The sequence below is a fragment of the Algibacter marinivivus genome (assembly GCF_003143755.1).
Lineage (GTDB): Bacteria > Bacteroidota > Bacteroidia > Flavobacteriales > Flavobacteriaceae > Algibacter_B > Algibacter_B marinivivus.
The window spans coordinates 933,947-952,040 of the sequence record NZ_QFRI01000001.1 but is presented as its reverse complement, the minus strand read 5'-3'; the positions used below and the strand labels follow the sequence as shown (position 1 = coordinate 952,040).

Here is an 18,094-nt window from a genome sequence, read left to right as displayed (position 1 = left end):
CAGATACCACAGCACCAGTCATTACCTTAAATGGAAATGCATTAATTGATTTAAATGTCGGTGATGTTTATACAGAACAAGGTGCAACAGCCACAGATAATTTAGATGGCGATATTACAGCCAATATAGCTGTAGGTGGTGATGTCGTAGACACTAACACAGCAGGAACGTATTTAGTAACCTACGATGTTAGTGATGCTGCAGGAAATGCAGCAACTCAAGTGGTGCGAACAGTAAATGTAATACCAGATACCACAGCACCAGTCATTACCTTAAATGGAAATGCATTAATTGATTTAAATGTCGGTGATGTTTATACAGAACAAGGTGCAACAGCCACAGATAATTTAGATGGCGATATTACAGCCAATATAGCTGTAGGTGGTGATGTCGTAGACACTAACACAGCAGGAACGTATTTAGTAACCTACGATGTTAGTGATGCTGCAGGAAATGCAGCAACTCAAGTGGTGCGAACAGTAAATGTGATAAGCATACCAACAGATGTAATTATCCATGAAGGATATTTTGAATCTGGTTGGGATGGCTGGCAAGATGGTGGAGTTGATTGTGCTAGGAGATCTGATTCAAGATCATATGAGGGCAATTTCTCTATTCGAATCCGTGATAATTCTGGTGTAGCTTCATCAATGACATCTCCTATCTTTGATTTATCATCATTTAGTGAAGTTGAGTTTGATTTCTTTTTCTATTCACATAGTATGGAAGTCGGAGAAGATTTCTGGTTACAGTATAATGATGGTTCAGGATTTGTGACTATAGAAACTTGGGCGAGAGGCACCGATTTTGTAAATAGTGCTTTTGACAATTTTACAGTCACCTTAAATACGTCTCAATATAATTTGTCGAGTAATGCCCAGTTCAGATTAAGATGTGATGCATCAGGAAATAATGATCAGATTTTTATAGATCAAGTTGTAATTACTGGTTCAGGAGGAACAGGAGCTTTATTGCTAAGGGATGATACGCCTAAGAATGATGATTCGCCCTCTAGTGTTTTAGATGTTACTAAAAACACGTTCGTTAAAAACAAACTTACTTTATTTCCAAACCCTGTTGCAGATATCTTAAGTATAAAGACTTCAAGGGGAGGAAATATGACTTATAGAATAATAAATGCATTAGGACAGATTGTAAATACTGGAGAAACGTCTAAAGACATTCTTGTTGAAAGATTGGAAGCTGGTATGTATTATATTGAAGTGACTAATGGAGATGATAAAATGATGAAACGATTTATAAAAGAGTAGACTATTAATAGCAAAGACTAGCTCAAGAATAAAAAGTCCAGATTTTAATCTGGACTTTTTTATATATGAATAATTTCATCTTCAGTTAAAAGTGCATCACCACGTAATCGAAGAAAAATTTGAGCAACTGCAATAGTATCTTTTTCGCAATACGTAATAATTCGGTCTATTTCGTTTTCTTCATAATAAACCCTGTAAACTTCACTCCCATCAATATCATCTTTAGGTGAAGGAATACCTAATACATTAGTCATTAATTTTAAGGATGTATAGGTTTTATAATCACCAAACTTCCATAATTCTAAGGTGTCTAAATGAGGTACTTCCCATGGTTTTTTACCAAAAAGATTTAGTTTATAAGGTAATTCAATATTGTTAATTATCATGCGTCTAGCGATGTATGGAAAATCGAATTCCTTCCCATTATGTGCACAAAGCAGATGCTTAGTTTGGCTAAAATGAGAAATAAGAAGGTTTTTAAAATTTTTAAGAAGCGTAATTTCATCACCATAAAATGATGTGGTTCTAAAAGTTCTTAAATCATTTAAAATATTGAAATAGCCAACCGAGATACAAACTATCTTACCAAATTCAGCCCAAATACCTGCACGATTATAAAATTCTTCAGCAGTATAATCATCCTTTCTTTGATATTGCGATTTATGTTCCCAAAGCGCTTGTTTTGTTTCGTCTAAATCAGAGAAATATTGGACTTCTGGGACGGTTTCAATATCTAGAAATAATATATTTTCTAAATCTAATTTTGAAATCATTCATTTAGCATTTTATAGGCTTCATCAATATATGTAAAAATATCACCTGTAAATTGACCAACTTGAGTATTATCTCCTTTTGAATGTCCCAGTCTAACAATAATAACATTGTCATTTGGTTCTACAATAACATATTGTCCTAAGTGTCCACGCATCATAAAAAAGTGCTTGTTGCCAAGAGTTTTTAACCATATGCCGTAACCATACATGTCACCATCAGGATGAACAGGTTTTATCGATTTTGCCACAAAAGTAGAATCTAAAATTTGTTTACCATCCCATTTTCCATGGTCTTTGTAAAGCTTTCCAAAACGGGCAAAGTCCTTTGCATTACTTGCAATGCAGCAATATGCTTTAACTAAATCATGACTTTCACTATCAACTTGCCAAAGCGTAGAGTTTTCAGATCCCAAAGGTTTCCAAAAGCTTTCGGTTAAATAATTGTAAAGTTTTTTCCCTGTGGCTTTTTCAATTACCATAGCCAACATTTGAGTATCTCCACTTGAATATTTGAAAGATTTTCCAGGTTCTGTTTCAACTTTTAAACCCAACATAACTTTTTCTAAATCATCATCAAAATAAGCTCGTGTTACTATAGAAAATGGAGAATAATATTTTTCATCCCAAGTAGTACCAGACGACATACTAGATAAATCTCCAACAGTCATTTTAGCTGCTAACCCTTCATTAAAAGTAGGTAGAAAATCACTAACAGGTTGATCTAAACTTTTTATATGACCTTCCATGATGGCTTTTCCTAGAAGTCCAGAAACGTAACTCTTAGCCATCGAAAAAGAATTGGTTTGAGAGTTCTCATTAAATCCACCATAATAGTTTTCAAACCAAATACTATCATTTTTTATTATAACGTAAGCAACAGTTCCATTTGCTTTATTAATGGAATCCAAGCCTATAGTTTCTTTTACAGCATTATAGTTTTTATGATTAGGCCAAGGTTGAGGTGTGCCGTTTTCAATAACTTGGTTATCAAATTTCTTGTAATCTTCTAGATAAGCTGTTGTATAACCTTGAAGATAAATAGTTCTTACCGCTTTAATGAGGTAATCAGTATCTGTAATGTATAAGGCAATTATGAGTAATCCGAATAGAATAACTACCCATTTGAAGAACTTTTTTAAAAATCTCATGTGCTTAGTTTATTGTAAAAACTAAAGATAAGAAAATTCTTTTCTAATAAACTTGAAGCTTTACTTTTTGGTTGATGAGTTGGCTTTTTGTTTGCGTTTAGTCTTGTAGAATGCTTTACTAGCAACGTAAATAGTTTTGCTTAGTTCAGCAATAACGGCACCTTCTTTTGTAATAATATTTGGTGTTTTAATAATATCAATTTCGCCTTTATCTTTAACATTATTTTTAATGTTAACTATTTCTTCAGGAGTAAATGTAAATTCGCAAAATATGGTTTCTTTTCCCGGTCTTTTGTACTTGATGATTGCCGCTTTATCCCAAACCACATAATCATTTCCTAGAATATTCATAAGTTGAATCATGTAAATAGGGTCAGTAGCAGAAAGCATACTACCACCAAATATAGAGCCTACATAGTTTTTGTTTTTCCAGCTTAAAGGAATTTTAATTTTAACAATATGTAAATCTTCAGAAACTTCAATTACTTTTCCGGTAGAGCGTCTATACATAGGCGACCAATTGAACCCATATTTGTAAATTTGAGCCTTAGTAAAAAAACGTTCTGCTACTCTTGAAAGTGTTCGGTACATTTAAAAAAGAGATTGTTGCTTATAAGGACTTTCATGCTCTAATAACCATTTTTTACGATGTAACCCACCTGCATAACCAGTTAGTGAGCCATCACTACCTATAACACGATGACAAGGCACTATAATCCAAAGTGGATTTTTACCATTAGCATTTGCTACAGCACGAATCGCTTTTACATCTCCATATTGTTTTGAAAGTTCTAAATATGAAGTTGTCTTTCCGTAAGGAATAGACTTAAGTAGTGTCCATATTTTTTTCTGAAAGTCTGTTCCTGAGGGATTCAATTTTAAGTCGAATTCTTTTCGTGTTCCTTCAAAATATTCATTAAGTTGAATAGTACAATCTTCTAATTCAATTGGAATAATATCTGTGATTTTTTCTTCTGAATTAAGAACTGTCACAGAAACAATACCATCTTCATCACCAACAATTTTGGTAAACCCTAAAGGTGATTTGATGATGCATTCCTCCATTATTCAGAGGTTTTATCTTCTTCAATAATACCAAGTTTTTTGGCGCGAGTTTCCCAACTTTTTCTTGCTAAATGTTGAAGATCTGAAATGTTATCACTTTCATCCATAATTTCTAAACCTAGAAGTGTTTCAATAACATCTTCCATAGTTACTAATCCACTTACAGAACCATATTCATCAACAACTAAGGCCATATGGTTCCTTGTTTCTATTAATTTTTCAAACAGGGTAGGAATAGGTAAATTTCTTTCTACAACAATAATATCTCGTTTAATCTCAGATAGTTTTTTAGAGTTATTATCTAATGCCATCTCCTTAAAAATCTCGTCTTTTAAAACAAGACCAATGATGTTGTCTGAATCATTAGCATAAATTGGAATTCTTGAAAATCGAAGATTTAAGTTGCGCTTGAAAAAATCTTCAACTGTAGTTTTTTCATTTTCTGTTTTCATGACTGTTCGAGGTGTCATAACATCTTTGGCAAAAATCTCTTTGAACGTCAATAAGTTTTTAATGATTTTACTTTCGTTTTCTTGAAAAACCCCTTCTTCATGAGCCATATCTGTCATTACCAAGAAACCTTCACGACTTAAAACACTTCCATGACCTTTACCACCAATTAACTTAGTTGTGAGTTGAAGTAGCCATAAAATCCCTGTCCATTTTAAAGGAAAAATTAAAATAGTTAATGCTTTTGAAGTGAAATTTGCAAGTTTTTTCCAGTAAGTAGCACCAATGGTTTTTGGAATAATTTCCGAAGCCACTAAAATTAAAAAGGTCATGATTGCTGAAACAACTCCAACAGTGTTTATGCCCCAAAGTTCAATTTTATAAGGTAGTTTTTCTGCCTCTATACCAACCATCATAGCACCTAAAGTGTGGGCAATGGTGTTTAATGTAAGTATTGCAATTAACGGCTTGTCTACGTCTTTTTTTAATTTCTCTAAAGTTAAAGCATAGTCTTTACCTTCCTGTTTTTTAACGTTTATAAACGTTGGAGTTACGCTGAGTAAAACAGCTTCAAGAATAGAACATAAAAAAGAAAAGAAAATAGAGATGGTTGCCCAAAAAATTAATGCGCTCATTAAATGAATTTTTGTTGATGGCTAATTTACGAAATCAATTTAACAACATCCTTAGCAAAATAACTCGCTATTATATCAGCACCTGCACGCTTAAAGGCAGTAGTGGTTTCCATCATAACTTGATTATGATCTAACCAACCCTTTTCAGCAGCAGCTTTTATCATAGCATATTCTCCGGATACTTGGTAAACAGCTACAGGCACATCCACTTCGTTTTTAATTTCTCTTAGAATATCTAAATATGAGATGCCTGGTTTTACCATTACGATATCTGCGCCTTCATCAATATCCATTTCGGTTTCTCTAATGGCTTCAAAGCGGTTGCCATAATCCATTTGATAGGTTTTTTTATCCTTTGGAATATCTTTAATATCAACTGGGGCTGAATCTAAAGCATCTCTAAAAGGTCCGTAAAACGCAGAAGCATATTTAGCGGAATAACTCATAATGCCTGTGTTGGTATAGCCTTCATCTTCTAAAGCTTCACGGATGGTTAAAATACGACCGTCCATCATATCACTAGGAGCAACAAAATCTGCTCCAGCTTCAGCATGTGATAGACTCATTTCCGCTAACACTTCAGCAGTATCATCGTTAATAATTTGTCCGTTTTCAATAATACCATCGTGTCCATAAGCCGAATATGGGTCTAGAGCCACATCGGTCATCACTAACATATCAGGGCATGCATTTTTCACGGTTTTAATGGCGCGTTGCATCAAACCGTTTGGGTTAAGTGCCTCTGTGCCCTTATTGTCTTTTAAGTTATCAGGCACTTTAACAAAAAGCAACACCGATTTTAAACCTAGTTTCCAAAGCTCTTTTACTTCATTTTCTAATAAATCTAAACTGTAACGAAAGTAATTTGGCATTGATGAAATTTCATCTTTTACGCCTTTACCTTCCACTACAAAAAGTGGCACTAAAAAATCGTTTGGTGTTATGATGGTTTCGCGAACTAATGAGCGAATGGCTTCGTTGGTTCTTAATCTTCGGTTTCTTCTTAATGGGAACATAGTAAAATGTTTTATTATTTTGATAGGTTTCGACTGCGCTCAACCAGACATTTGATTTCTATTTGGATTAAGCCCAATCCACAGGATTCTTCAATACTTCAATTAATTTTTCTTCATCACTTCCAGCTTCTGGATGATGGTCGTACACCCATTGCACATGCGGTGGTAAACTCATTAGAATACTTTCTATACGACCGTTAGTTTTTAGTCCGAAAAGCGTGCCTTTGTCATGTACTAAATTGAATTCAACATAGCGTCCTCGACGGATTTCTTGCCAATTCCGATTAGCTTCTGTAAAGCTTAAATCTTTTCTTTTTTCAACAATTGGAGTATAAGCTTCTAAGAAACTATCGCCAACTTCAGTTACAAAGTTATACCAATTTTCCATAGTCATATCGTCTGAAGCTTTACAATAATCGAAAAATAAACCGCCTAAACCTCTGCCTTCGTTTCTATGAGCGTTGTAAAAGTATTCATCACAACGTTTTTTATAAGTTGAATAAAATTCTGGATTGTGTTTGTCGCAAGCTGTTTTACAGGTTTGATGGAAGTGTTTTGCATCGTCTTCAAACAAGTAATAAGGTGTTAAATCTTGTCCACCACCAAACCAACTATCAATGATGTTTCCATCTTTGTCATACATTTCAAAATAGCGCCAATTAGCGTGTACTGTTGGCACCATTGGGTTTTTAGGATGTAAAACCAAACTTAGTCCACAAGCAAAAAAGTCAACATCGCCTACTTTAAAATATGCTTGCATGGATTTGGGTAATTTACCATGAACTCCAGAAATATTGACGCCGCCTTTTTCGAAAACATTACCGTTTTCAATAACGCGTGTACGTCCGCCACCGCCTTCTGGTCGTTTCCAAATATCTTCTTGAAATTTTGCTTTTCCATCAATGGCTTCTAATTTTGATGTGATGCAATCTTGTAAACTCTGTATATACTGGAAAAATTTATCTTTCATTACTCAATTTCTTTATAAAGTTCATACAGTTCCATGTTTAGAGAATTTTCTCCTAGAGGTGTAAACTCATTTTTAAGTGTTTTTATCCAAGTAAAATTATTGTTTTCAGCAACTTTTAAACTTCCAATATTACTTTTATGAACTATAATTTGTAAAGTGTCTAAACCCAGGTTTTCAAAAGCATAGTCTGATAGTTGTTTTACTGCTTCTGTTGTTAAGCCTTTACCTTCAACATTATAATCGATAGCATAGGCGAATTCACCTTGCTTTTTAATCCAATCTACTTCTTTGATATATATTAAACCAACTAATTTACGGGATTCTTTTTCTCTTAGAGTGAACAAAAAAACTTCATTAGCTTCAAATTGTTTAATCATTTTTGAGACAAAATGATTTGATAAATCTGGCGTTAAGTTTTGCTCTAATGTTTTTGGGAAATAGCGTTTTAATCTATCCTCATTAGCCACTGCAAAGTTGCAGATATGCCACCCATCTTTTGGTTGAATGGGAGTTATATAATATGAACCAAAATTAAGCTGCATTTACAGGTTTATTTTTAAGTTGAAGCGCCTCTACTGTTCTAGCTGAAGCTGCTGTAACCGATAAAGGTAGCACTAAAATTACGCCAATTACTGGTATTAATAAAAACAGAATAAATACAATACCGTTGCCTATGGCTAATCCACGATGTTTCCTTACAAATTGTAAGCTCTCTCTATATTGATAATGGCGCTCTAAAGTGTAATCCATATTACCAAAGCCAGCATAATAGGCTTGAACCATAAAGAGTAATAGGGTTGAAAATATATTAACTACAGGAATAAATTTTAAAAGTAAAATAGGAATAGTGAGCAACAATTCCATGAATAAATTTCTACCATTAATTTTTATTCCACGCATGAGCTGTTGCATAAATGTAGTGTCTCTGTGAGAATGTAATGGATTACCTGTAAAATGTGCTTCTATTTTTTCAGACACAGGGCTCATAAATGGTGCTGATAATGCCATTATAATGTGTTTGAAAAGAATGAGACCAATAACGACAATAATAAGTCCACCAATGAAATTACTGATGGATGAAAACGCATCTTTTCCCCAGTCCCAGATCCATATTTTAGAAATAAACCCACCAATATTATCTGATAACCCGTAGGCTGAACCAAATACTGCAATGGCTGTTATGAGGCTTATTAGCATTGGAATAGCAAAATATTTCCAAAGTTTTAATTTAGAAATTAAACTGAAAGCACCTATGTATGCTTTAATTCCTGAAATGATATTTTTAATCATTTTTAGTTTTTAAATAATCGGTTTTTAACAAACCAAAATACATTACATCTTCTAGTTTGTCTTGAAAACCTTTATACTCTTCACGTAATACACCTTCTTTTTTAAAATGATTGTTAAAAGCTACTTTTTGACTTGCAATATTTTCAGGTGCAATGCGAAGAAAGATTTTATTCATATGTAACTTTTCAAAACAATATGTTACAACATTAGAGGTGAATTTAGAGACAATGCCTTTACCTGCAACCTGTTCTGAAACAAAATACCCTATCTCACATTTATTAATATCATAGTCAATGTTTTTTATATTAACTAAACCAACTAATATGTTTTTTTGAATATTCTTTATGAAGAAAAAAAAACACCTATTTTCACTTTCTTCTAAATCCCACTCTTTAAAAAGGTTTTTAGCGCCTTCTTTAGTTTGACATCTTTTTACAGTTCCAGCAAACCCTTTTTCAATATATGATTTATTGTTATAAATTAAATCAAAGAACACCTCAAAAGAAATATTTTGAATACGTTCTAATTTATAATCTATAAGGCTCATTTTTACTAACTATTATATTCCTTAACAGCATCAATAAATGCCTTTGCATTATCCAAACCAATGTTGGGTAAAATACCGTGACCAAGGTTTACGATGTATTTGTCTTTACCAAATTCGTTAATCATTTGGTGTACCATTTTCTTGATTTCGGCAGGTGGAGAAAATAGACGGGTAGGATCGAAATTCCCTTGAAGTGTAATATTGCCACCCGTTAAATAACGTGCATTTCGTGCGGAACATGTCCAATCTACACCTAAAGCAGAAGCACCAGATTTTGCCATTTCGCCAAGTGCAAACCAACACCCTTTTCCGAAAGCGATAACAGGCGCATCGTCTTTTAAGGCATCAATGATTTGTTGGATATATTGCCACGAAAATTCTTGATAATCAACTGGAGAGAGCATGCCTCCCCAAGAATCAAAAACTTGCACAGCGTTACAGCCTGCTTTTACTTTTTCTTTTAAATAGGCAATAGTAGTATCTGTAATTTTTTGTAATAATTGGTGTGCCGCAATGGGGTTTGTAAAGCAAAATTCTTTGGCTTTATCGAAATTTTTACTGCCTTGTCCTTGCACGCAATAGCATAAAATGGTCCACGGTGATCCAGCAAAACCTATAAGCGGAATCTCATCGTTAAGCTTTTCTTTGGTTGCTTTTATGGCTTCGTAAACATAGCTAAGGCTATGTTTTACATCAGGAACAATTACATTGTCAACGTCTTTTTGAGAACGAACCGGGTTTGGTAAATAAGGACCAAAATTTGGTTTCATTTGTACCTCAATATTCATAGCTTGTGGAATAACCAAAATATCACAAAATAAAATAGCGGCATCCATTCCGTATCTGCGGATGGGTTGCACGGTAATTTCACTAGCTAATTCTGGGGTTTGGCAGCGGGTAAAGAAATCGTATTTTGCCTTAATTTCCATGAATTCTGGAAGGTAGCGACCTGCTTGACGCATCATCCATACTGGCGGACGGTCAACGGTTTCTCCTTTTAATGCTCTTAAAAATAAATCGTTCTTAATACTCATATTCTTAAACGTAATGTTCGTTTACTAATTCAATTACACTTTCAACTGTTGGTACTTTCGCAACCCTAACATCCTTAAAATGCTTTTTAGCTTCCTTGGCTGTAGTTTCTCCAATACAAAAAGCAATAACTTCATTTTTATTACTGCGTACAAAACTTTCAACAGTTGAAGGACTATAAAACATCGCACTTTCTACAGAATCATCAACTTTAAAACCATCGTATTTTGTTTGGTAAGCTTCAACTTCGTTAACTGTTATATTATTTTCAGTTAAAATAGTTGGTAAGGCATCTAACCTAATATCACTACAAAAATACGTCACATCTGTACCTTCTATAAATTCCACTAAATATTCAGCTAGCTTTTTTGCGTTTTTTTCGGTGTGTGTGACTTTGCCAATTTTACGTTCTACTAAACGTTTGGTTCTTCTGCCAACACAGTAGATATTTTTAAATTGTAATTCAGCTGCTGAATAATTAGTAGTTAACGATTCTACTGCATTTTTACTTGTAATTACAACGTTTTGAATCTCATTTTTTAAGAAGCGCGGATGAATTCTATTCAAACTTATTTTGATGAAATCTGAACTTTCAGCAACTACCTTTTCGTGAAATAATAAGCGTTGATCTTCCGTAAAACGCTTTGTAGAAAATACATTTGTCTTTCTATCCGAATGTTTAATCTTATCCATTAAACGTTTTCCACCACGTTCAATAATAAAATCGGCACAAAATTGTGCCATATCATTATGTTCGCCTAGTTTTTTAACTCTAGTAACATCAATTCTTTTGGTTCCATCAGGACTTAATAAAACACCCTTAAAGTTGATTTCTTCATCTTTAATATAGGCTAAGGCACCTATAGGTGCTGTACAACCGCCTTCTAGTTTGTTTAAAAATTCGCGTTCAATAGTAGTGCAAATTTCGGTTTCTTCGTGGTTGAGTTCCGCGCAAGCTTCTTTTACAAAGTTATCTTCCTCTAAAGCGGTAATCATGATAGCGCCTTGTGCAGGTGCAGGAATCATCCAATCTAGATTGATAGCTTCTTCAGGTCTTATTCCAATTCTACCAATTCCAGCCGCGGCAAAAATCGCTCCGTTCCAATCGTTATCTTGAAGCTTTTGCAAACGCGAATTTACATTTCCACGTAAATCTGTAATAGTATGTGTAGGGAATCGGTTTAGCCATTGTGCTCTACGGCGTAAGCTTCCTGTTGCAATAACGGCGTCTTTTGCACCTAAAAACTCTTCATTATCTTTAAAAACCAAAGTATCATTTACATTACCTCGTTTTAAAACTGCAGCTTGTACTATGCCTTTTGGTAAAACGGTAGGCACATCTTTAAGTGAATGTACTGCAATATCGATGTCATGATTTAACATGGCAATATCTAAAGTACGCGTAAAAATACCTGTAATGCCTAATTCGTAAAGAGGCTTGTCTAAGACTAAATCACCTGTTGATTTTACAGGAACAAGTTCTGTACTATGACCAGCCTCTTCGAGTAATTTTTTTACTATGTTGGCTTGCCACAGTGCTAATTCACTATCACGTGTGCCAATTCTTATGGTTTTAGACATTGGTTTTTTTAGGTTCTTCTAACTGAAATACTTTTTTAATAAGTTCTAGGCTATCATCAGTAGATACATCATCATCTTTTAAATGATGTGCAAAATGGTTGGTGATTTTTTGAATGATTTTAGCACTAATTATTTCCGCCTGTTCTTCATTAAAATCAGATAACTTTTTACGTTGGGTATCTAATTCCGCAGAGGCAAAATCGGTCAATTTATGTTTTAGAGCTTTAATTGTTGGTGCAAATTTTCTAGTTTCTAACCAACTATTAAACTCAGCTTTTATTTCTTCTATAATTCCTTCTGCAGAAGGTATATGAGCTTTACGAGCTTCTAATGTTTGGTCTGTAATTTTAGATAAATCATCTAAATGAACTAGAGATACATTATCCAATTCTTCAACATTAGTGTCTACATTTTTAGGAATGGATAAATCTAAAATTAAAAGCGGCTTATTTGATTGAATAATATGCTTGTCAATAGTTGGACGTTGAGCACCTGTGGCTACAATTAAAATATCTGAAGTAGTTATTTCTTCTTGTAAATTGGAATAGTCTTTAACAATCAAATTAAATTTCCCAGCAATTTTTTCTGCTTTACCTTTGGTTCTATTGATTAAAGTGATATGCTCATTTTTGGTATGTTTAACCAGATTTTCACATGTATTTCTTCCAATTTTACCTGTTCCGAATAGTAAAATATTTTTTTCAGAAACATTTTCAACAGAGTTAAAGATATACTGGACTGACGCAAAGGAAACTGAAGTTGCTCCCGATGATATATCAGTTTCTGTTTTAATACGTTTACTTGCTTGAATAACGGCATTCACTAAACGTTCTGTAAAGTGATTTAGCAATCCATGTTTTCTTGATAATTTAGCGCTGATTTTTAACTGACTTATAATTTCAAAATCTCCAAGAATTTGACTGTCTAAGCCTGAACCCACTCGAAACATATGCGCAATGGCTTCTTTATTTTTGAATATGTATGCAACGTCTTGAAATTCTTCAACTGTTCCGCGGGTATTATCACAAAGCAATTGTATTAGCTGAAAAGGATGTTGTGCAAAACCGTAGATTTCAGTTCTATTACAGGTAGAAGTTACTACTAAGCTTTCTATACCATTTTCTTTAGCTTGATTTAGTAATTCTAGCTTAGATTCTTCATCTAAACTAAAGCGCCCTCTTATATCTGCATCGGCTTTTTTATAACTTAAACCAATAGCATAGAAATAACTGCTTTTACTAATGTTATACTTCTGCATTGCTATACCTGAAAATGTGAAGCAAAAATATATGGATAGTTAGTAAAAAAACAACGCTAGAAGAACTTTTAATATCGTTTGTGGTTTTTTAACGTTGTTTTTTTATAAAACATGATAAATGTCATACTTTTGTAGTCTATAAGGCACTTTTTGTTGCTTTAATTTAGAACGAATCTAAATAAAAAGAATGTGAATCAAGAATTAAATAGAAAAAAAAGTATCGCTAAAAGTTCATTTGAAGAAACTAAAATTGAAAATGGGTTTTTAATATTGATGTTCAAGAATGATGAAAGTTTAACCCAAAGTGTTGCAAAAGAAATAGATAGCACATTTTTACAGTTTCATTTTTGTGTTAAAGGAGCAACTAAGTTTGTTTTTAATCAAGGGAGATATACTCTAGATATTTATGAAGAAAATTCATTGTTGTTATATAATCCACAACGCGAATTACCAATAGACCTTCAAGTTGAACCTAATTCTTGGATCGTTTCAGTATTAATTTCGATTAAAAAGTTTCACGGGTTATTTTCGCAAGAAGCCGATTATATTACTTTCTTAAGTGAAGATAATAAAGATAAAAAATACTATAAGGATGGCATCATTTCTCCATCAATGGCTATTGTTTTAAATCAGTTAATAAATTATAATCTTAATGAGTCTATTAAGCCATTATATTTTAAAGGGAAAGCCTATGAATTATTGAGTTTATATTTTAATAGAAGTGAAGACGCCAATGTGGAGCAATGTCCTTTTTTGGTAGATGAAACTAATGTGATAAAAATTAGAAAAGCAAAAGATATTATAATAACTAAAATGGCAGAACCACCTAGCTTACAAGAATTAGCAGATGAAATTGGGTTGAGCCTTAAAAAACTAAAAGAAGGTTTTAAACAAATTTATGGAGATTCTGTATTCAGCTTTTTATTTGATTATAAAATGGAAGTAGCGCGAAAACTACTTGAAGCTGGTGATGATAATGTAAACGAAGTTGGGCATAAAGTAGGGTATAGTACTTCAAGCCATTTTATTGCTGCTTTTAAAAAGAAATATGGGACAACACCAAAGAAATATGTGATGTCTTTGAATTAAACTTACTTAACTCAAAATCTATAAATTATGAAATTTTTAACTCCAGAAATTGAAGCCCTATCAAAATATGTTAAAGGTAAATCTTTAGCTAAACAAAGTACATCTTGCGGTATTTTTCAAGACTGCAATCCTTCAGAAGAACAATCTAGAATTAACCAACAAAAATAGTTTAAAATAATATCTGTGAGATCAGAACTTATTTTTATTATTTCTAACGTATTTTTGCAATGCTAAAAAAGAATATGAAAAAAGGAATTTTACTCGTTAATCTTGGTTCTCCAGATAGTCCAGAGCCAAAAGATGTAAAAAAATATTTAGGTGAGTTTTTAATGGACGAGCGTGTTATTGATGTACCATTATGGGCTAGAACCCTTTTAGTTAAGGGTATTATCTTAAATACACGACCAAAACAATCTGCAGCTGCATATAAAAAAATATGGTGGGAAGAAGGTTCTCCACTAATTGTGCTCTCTGAGAAGCTTCAAGATAAAGTTCAGGAAAAGTTAGAAATGCCTGTTGCTTTGGCAATGCGCTATGGAAGTATGACTATTAAAAAAGGACTTCAAGAATTGGTAGATAAAGGTTGTACAGAAATAAAAACTATTCCATTATACCCACAATTTGCAATGGCAACTACTGAAACAATCGATGTTAAAGTAGACGAATTGATTGCTGAATATTTTCCACAAGTAAAAATAACACAAACACCAGCTTTTTATCATCGAAAAGATTACATAAATGTACTTTCTAAAAGTATAGCAGAAACCCTTGATGATTTAGACTATGAACATATCCTTTTTAGTTATCATGGTGTTCCAGAACGTCATATTCGTAAAAGTGATGTTACTAATGGAAATTGCAAAATGGACGGAAAATGTTGTTTTAAAAAAGGAAGTGAGCAACACGAATTTTGTTACCGACACCAATGTGAGATTACAACAGTTAATGTTGCAAAAGCATTAGGTCTAAAAAACGGCACATATTCAACTTCATTCCAATCTAGACTTGGTTTTGATCCATGGTTACAACCTTATACAGATCGTACCATAGAACGTATGGGTAAACAGGGAATCAAAAAAATGGCTATTGTTACACCAGCATTTGTAAGCGATTGTTTAGAAACTCTAGAAGAAATTGCTATGGAAGGCGAAGAGATTTTTCATGAAGTAGGAGGAAAAGAATTTACAGTTATTCCATGTTTAAATGACCGTGAAGACTTTGCACAAGTTATTGCTAACATAGCAGAAGAATGGACACCAGCTAAAAAACCATCAACCGTTTCATAGTTAAATATAGTCACAAGGTTTTGGTGTAGTCTCAATTAATAAACACTGCTTATTTTTTTAAATAGAGAAATTATTAAGAACTTGAAACCAGAAAGAGAATCTACAATTCAAGCCACATAATTATGGAATATTACCAATACATAAAAGCCTTTCACTTAATATTTGTAATCACATGGTTTGCAGGCTTATTTTATATTCCACGCCTTTTCGTATACCAAATAGAAGCCTACCACAAACCCTCCCCAGAAAAAGAAATTTTAGGCAAACAGCTCAAACTTATGGCAAAACGCCTGTGGTATATCATCACTTGGCCATCAGCTATTTTAGCAACTCTATTCGCCGTTTGGTTACTTGTTTTACAACCGTACTGGCTACGACAACCATGGATGCAGGTTAAGCTCACATTCGTTTTATTACTTTTCATTTACCATTTAAAAACGCATCAATATTTCAAGCAATTACAAAACGATGTCGTTAAAAAAACATCCAGTTACATGCGCATCTGGAACGAGGGCGCAACATTCATCTTATTTGCCGTTATTTTTCTAGTCATCCTAAAAAGCGCCATCAATTGGATATGGGGCGTTATCGGTATTGTACTCCTAGGCATTTTAATCATGCTAGGTTTTAAAATCTATAAACGGATTAGAGAAAAAAATCCAGAAGCTTAATTATTTGGACGTTACCCCGAAAAGGGGTCGGGCTTTCTGTTCCAAGTCCTCGCACTTCTCCCGATAGCTATCGGGATCGGGCTGTGGGCTATCCACTGCAATCCCTAACGCGGGCATAACTGCAAAACATAGTGCTTTAACGACTACCTATTAGCCAAAATATAAAATAACCCAAAACTATAAATTAGTAAAAAGTCTAGTCCTTAATCAATTCATAGAATTGACTGTCAAGGCGCAGAATAGATGTAGAAAAGCTCCGAGAACAGGAGAACGCAGTTCGACGCGGAGTTTTCAAATCGGTTTCCATCCCGTTAAAATCGGGATGGGAAATTCCATGGCTTGATCTTGATTTTTTGGTTCGTTTTGCATCAAGGCAAAATGAACGTTATAAATTAATTCAATCCTAAAATTTAAAATCACCAATATCAATTTTTAAATCAGTCTTAGGCTGTTTGGTTTGATTATTGCTATATTTATTGAATCATAAAATTTCAATGAAACTTAAAAAACTCTCCTTACGTACCCGCATATTTCTAGTCATGATATTGCTAGTATTATTAGCATCTATGCTTATTTCGGCTGTAGCCATATATCAATACAAAGAGCAAAGTCAAGACTATCACAAAGGAAGGTTAGAACGTAAAGAAGGAAGTATCCAAACCCATCTTAAACGGGTTTTAAATGGTAGACAAAATACATGGGAAGTAAAAACAGAAAACATTCCATTCATATTCAAAGAAGAAATTTATAACGTAGCCGATATTCATAAACTCCAAATTAATTTATACGATTTAGATGGCGGACTCCTTATATCCTCAAAAGCAGGGTTACAAAACAATAATGCAGAAAAATGTTTAGATGCCGAAACCATGAACGCATTAACACAAAATGTAGAATTTAATAATGCCTCAGAAATTGCCCAACATAGGTATGTGGATAAGCATAAGGAAAATGGAGAAACCTTTCAATCGTCTTACACTTATATTACAAACAATAAATCAAAAGCCATAGCCATATTAAACATTCCATATTTAGAAAACGACGATTTTTTAAATAAAGAATTACAAGAATTTTTAAAGCGTATAGGTTTCGCTTTTATGCTGGTATTATTAACCGCAATTGCAATAGCATTTTTATTATCAAAATATATCACTAAATCATTAAAAACCATCAGTGATAAAATTAACACTACAAGATTAGAAAGACGTAACGAAAAAATTGATGTTGATGATACTAGCGAAGAAATTTCAGCTTTAGTAAACTCATATAATAGTATGATTGACGAGCTAGAAGAAAGTGCAGTACAACTGGCAAAAAGTGAGCGCGAGCAAGCATGGAGAGAAATGGCAAAACAAGTGGCACATGAAATTAAAAACCCATTAACACCTATGCGCTTAACAGTGCAAAATTTTCAACGAAAGTTCAATCCTGAGGATGAAAATATCCATTCAAAAGTCGATGAATATAGTAAAACGCTAATTCAGCAAATAGATACTATGAGCTCTATAGCTTCGGCATTTTCAAATTTTGCAAAAATGCCAGCGCAACAAAACGAAACTTTAAATGTGGTTAAAATAGTAAAACTTGCGTTAGATATTTTTAATGAAGATTATATAATCTTCACATCAGATTCTGAAGAAATTATAGCAAAATTTGATAGAACGCAACTTATACGTGTAGTAACAAACTTGGTTAAAAATGCTACTCAAGCCATCACTGAAGATCAAACACAAACACCTAAAATTGTAATTAATGTTGGTAAAGATAAAGGCAATGTTGTAATTACGGTTGCAGACAATGGATCAGGCGTTGCAGAAGAGAATAAAGACAAGGTTTTCGAGCCTAAATTCACAACTAAAACAAGTGGCATGGGACTAGGGTTAGCCATGGTAAAAAACATTGTAGAAACCTATAAAGGAAACATTACCTTTATTTCAGAAAAAGATAAAGGCACTACATTTAAAGTTGCTTTTCCTAAAGAATAAATCATAAATTAATGTCACCTTGAGCTT

General features: G+C 33.3%; 19 protein-coding genes. 6 read left to right on the top strand and 13 right to left on the bottom strand.

Translation table 11 applies throughout. The annotated features are described in order from the left end of the window. A partial coding sequence (locus DIS18_RS15005) for an immunoglobulin-like domain-containing protein (protein ID WP_219930751.1) occupies positions 1 to 1,271 on the top strand: 1,271 nt, incomplete at its 5' end. 59 nt (positions 1,272 to 1,330) lie between these two features. Here the strand turns inward: DIS18_RS15005 and DIS18_RS04540 are convergent. The 13 genes from DIS18_RS04540 to hemA all read right to left on the bottom strand — a co-directional run bounded on the left by DIS18_RS04540 (position 1,331) and on the right by hemA (position 13,036). Then, positions 1,331 to 2,044 (bottom strand): 3'-5' exonuclease, encoded by a 714-nt coding sequence (locus DIS18_RS04540; protein ID WP_109351831.1) that lies wholly within the window; start codon positions 2,042 to 2,044, stop codon positions 1,331 to 1,333. Next, on the bottom strand, positions 2,041 to 3,192 hold the full coding sequence (locus DIS18_RS04535; RefSeq protein ID WP_109351830.1) for a serine hydrolase domain-containing protein: 1,152 nt from the start codon (positions 3,190 to 3,192) through the stop codon (positions 2,041 to 2,043). The genes DIS18_RS04540 and DIS18_RS04535 overlap by 4 nt, the downstream gene beginning before the upstream one ends. A 60-nt stretch (positions 3,193 to 3,252) precedes the next feature. Continuing rightward, positions 3,253 to 3,783 carry a DUF4442 domain-containing protein gene (locus tag DIS18_RS04530; protein WP_109351829.1) on the bottom strand — a complete coding sequence of 177 codons (531 nt, stop codon included), beginning with the start codon at positions 3,781 to 3,783 and terminating at the stop codon, positions 3,253 to 3,255. Further along, positions 3,784 to 4,257, bottom strand: a complete 474-nt coding sequence (locus tag DIS18_RS04525; protein WP_109351828.1) for a methylated-DNA--[protein]-cysteine S-methyltransferase — start codon at positions 4,255 to 4,257, stop codon at positions 3,784 to 3,786. Beyond that, positions 4,257 to 5,342, bottom strand: coding sequence for a CNNM domain-containing protein (locus tag DIS18_RS04520; RefSeq protein ID WP_109351827.1), 1,086 nt, complete (start codon positions 5,340 to 5,342; stop codon positions 4,257 to 4,259). Before DIS18_RS04520 ends, DIS18_RS04525 begins: the two co-directional genes overlap by 1 nt. Positions 5,343 to 5,368: 26 nt before the next feature. Beyond that, positions 5,369 to 6,358 (bottom strand): porphobilinogen synthase, encoded by a 990-nt coding sequence (hemB, locus tag DIS18_RS04515; protein ID WP_109351826.1) that lies wholly within the window; start codon positions 6,356 to 6,358, stop codon positions 5,369 to 5,371. A gap of 67 nt (positions 6,359 to 6,425) precedes the next feature. Next, positions 6,426 to 7,328 carry an oxygen-dependent coproporphyrinogen oxidase gene (gene hemF, locus DIS18_RS04510; protein WP_109351825.1) on the bottom strand — a complete coding sequence of 301 codons (903 nt, stop codon included), beginning with the start codon at positions 7,326 to 7,328 and terminating at the stop codon, positions 6,426 to 6,428. Beyond that, positions 7,328 to 7,870 carry a GNAT family N-acetyltransferase gene (locus tag DIS18_RS04505; RefSeq protein ID WP_109351824.1) on the bottom strand — a complete coding sequence of 181 codons (543 nt, stop codon included), beginning with the start codon at positions 7,868 to 7,870 and terminating at the stop codon, positions 7,328 to 7,330. Before DIS18_RS04505 ends, hemF begins: the two co-directional genes overlap by 1 nt. Then, the gene (locus DIS18_RS04500; RefSeq protein WP_109351823.1) at positions 7,860 to 8,618 is read right to left on the bottom strand and encodes an EI24 domain-containing protein; all 759 of its coding nucleotides are present in this window, start codon (positions 8,616 to 8,618) and stop codon (positions 7,860 to 7,862) included. Before DIS18_RS04500 ends, DIS18_RS04505 begins: the two co-directional genes overlap by 11 nt. After that, positions 8,611 to 9,165: a GNAT family N-acetyltransferase gene (locus tag DIS18_RS04495; RefSeq protein WP_109351822.1), complete on the bottom strand. Its 555-nt coding sequence runs from the start codon at positions 9,163 to 9,165 to the stop codon at positions 8,611 to 8,613. The genes DIS18_RS04500 and DIS18_RS04495 overlap by 8 nt, the downstream gene beginning before the upstream one ends. Before the next feature lie 5 nt (positions 9,166 to 9,170). Continuing rightward, positions 9,171 to 10,199, bottom strand: coding sequence for a uroporphyrinogen decarboxylase (gene hemE, locus DIS18_RS04490; RefSeq protein WP_109351821.1), 1,029 nt, complete (start codon positions 10,197 to 10,199; stop codon positions 9,171 to 9,173). A 4-nt stretch (positions 10,200 to 10,203) separates the two neighbouring features. Then, entirely contained in the window at positions 10,204 to 11,778 is a 1,575-nt protein-coding gene (gene hemC / locus DIS18_RS04485) for a hydroxymethylbilane synthase (RefSeq protein WP_109351820.1), read from the bottom strand. Further along, entirely contained in the window at positions 11,771 to 13,036 is a 1,266-nt protein-coding gene (gene hemA, locus DIS18_RS04480; RefSeq protein ID WP_109351819.1) for a glutamyl-tRNA reductase, read from the bottom strand. The genes hemC and hemA overlap by 8 nt, the downstream gene beginning before the upstream one ends. Positions 13,037 to 13,225: 189 nt before the next feature. Here hemA and DIS18_RS04475 point away from each other — a divergent pair, with 189 nt between their 5' ends. From DIS18_RS04475 to DIS18_RS04460, 5 genes are all read left to right on the top strand, one after another. Next, positions 13,226 to 14,125, top strand: a complete 900-nt coding sequence (locus DIS18_RS04475) for a helix-turn-helix transcriptional regulator (RefSeq protein ID WP_109351818.1) — start codon at positions 13,226 to 13,228, stop codon at positions 14,123 to 14,125. A gap of 27 nt (positions 14,126 to 14,152) precedes the next feature. Beyond that, a complete protein-coding gene (locus tag DIS18_RS14920) occupies positions 14,153 to 14,293 on the top strand; it encodes a hypothetical protein (protein WP_181363982.1) in 141 nt (46 codons plus the stop codon). Positions 14,294 to 14,367: 74 nt separating this feature from the next. Continuing rightward, positions 14,368 to 15,411: a ferrochelatase gene (gene hemH / locus DIS18_RS04470; RefSeq protein ID WP_109351817.1), complete on the top strand. Its 1,044-nt coding sequence runs from the start codon at positions 14,368 to 14,370 to the stop codon at positions 15,409 to 15,411. Between the two features lie 122 nt (positions 15,412 to 15,533). Continuing rightward, complete coding sequence (locus tag DIS18_RS04465) at positions 15,534 to 16,082, top strand: CopD family protein (RefSeq protein ID WP_109351816.1); 549 nt, start codon at positions 15,534 to 15,536, stop codon at positions 16,080 to 16,082. A gap of 494 nt (positions 16,083 to 16,576) precedes the next feature. Next, positions 16,577 to 18,067, top strand: coding sequence for a sensor histidine kinase (locus DIS18_RS04460; protein WP_109351815.1), 1,491 nt, complete (start codon positions 16,577 to 16,579; stop codon positions 18,065 to 18,067). The last annotated feature ends 27 nt before the right edge of the window (positions 18,068 to 18,094 follow it).

Bases quoted from the DNA above. Each gene is read 5' to 3' on its own strand.
- DIS18_RS04540 (WP_109351831.1), bottom strand. From the start codon at position 2,044: ATGATTTCAAAATTAGATTTAGAAAATATATTATTTCTAGATATTGAA.
- DIS18_RS04535 (WP_109351830.1), bottom strand. From the start codon at position 3,192: ATGAGATTTTTAAAAAAGTTCTTCAAATGGGTAGTTATTCTATTCGGA.
- DIS18_RS04530 (WP_109351829.1), bottom strand. From the start codon at position 3,783: ATGTACCGAACACTTTCAAGAGTAGCAGAACGTTTTTTTACTAAGGCT.
- DIS18_RS04525 (WP_109351828.1), bottom strand. From the start codon at position 4,257: ATGGAGGAATGCATCATCAAATCACCTTTAGGGTTTACCAAAATTGTT.
- DIS18_RS04520 (WP_109351827.1), bottom strand. From the start codon at position 5,342: ATGAGCGCATTAATTTTTTGGGCAACCATCTCTATTTTCTTTTCTTTT.
- hemB (WP_109351826.1), bottom strand. From the start codon at position 6,358: ATGTTCCCATTAAGAAGAAACCGAAGATTAAGAACCAACGAAGCCATT.
- hemF (WP_109351825.1), bottom strand. From the start codon at position 7,328: ATGAAAGATAAATTTTTCCAGTATATACAGAGTTTACAAGATTGCATC.
- DIS18_RS04505 (WP_109351824.1), bottom strand. From the start codon at position 7,870: ATGCAGCTTAATTTTGGTTCATATTATATAACTCCCATTCAACCAAAA.
- DIS18_RS04500 (WP_109351823.1), bottom strand. From the start codon at position 8,618: ATGATTAAAAATATCATTTCAGGAATTAAAGCATACATAGGTGCTTTC.
- DIS18_RS04495 (WP_109351822.1), bottom strand. From the start codon at position 9,165: ATGAGCCTTATAGATTATAAATTAGAACGTATTCAAAATATTTCTTTT.
- hemE (WP_109351821.1), bottom strand. From the start codon at position 10,199: ATGAGTATTAAGAACGATTTATTTTTAAGAGCATTAAAAGGAGAAACC.
- hemC (WP_109351820.1), bottom strand. From the start codon at position 11,778: ATGTCTAAAACCATAAGAATTGGCACACGTGATAGTGAATTAGCACTG.
- hemA (WP_109351819.1), bottom strand. From the start codon at position 13,036: ATGCAGAAGTATAACATTAGTAAAAGCAGTTATTTCTATGCTATTGGT.
- DIS18_RS14920 (WP_181363982.1), top strand. From the start codon at position 14,153: ATGAAATTTTTAACTCCAGAAATTGAAGCCCTATCAAAATATGTTAAA.
- hemH (WP_109351817.1), top strand. From the start codon at position 14,368: ATGAAAAAAGGAATTTTACTCGTTAATCTTGGTTCTCCAGATAGTCCA.
- DIS18_RS04465 (WP_109351816.1), top strand. From the start codon at position 15,534: ATGGAATATTACCAATACATAAAAGCCTTTCACTTAATATTTGTAATC.
- DIS18_RS04460 (WP_109351815.1), top strand. From the start codon at position 16,577: ATGAAACTTAAAAAACTCTCCTTACGTACCCGCATATTTCTAGTCATG.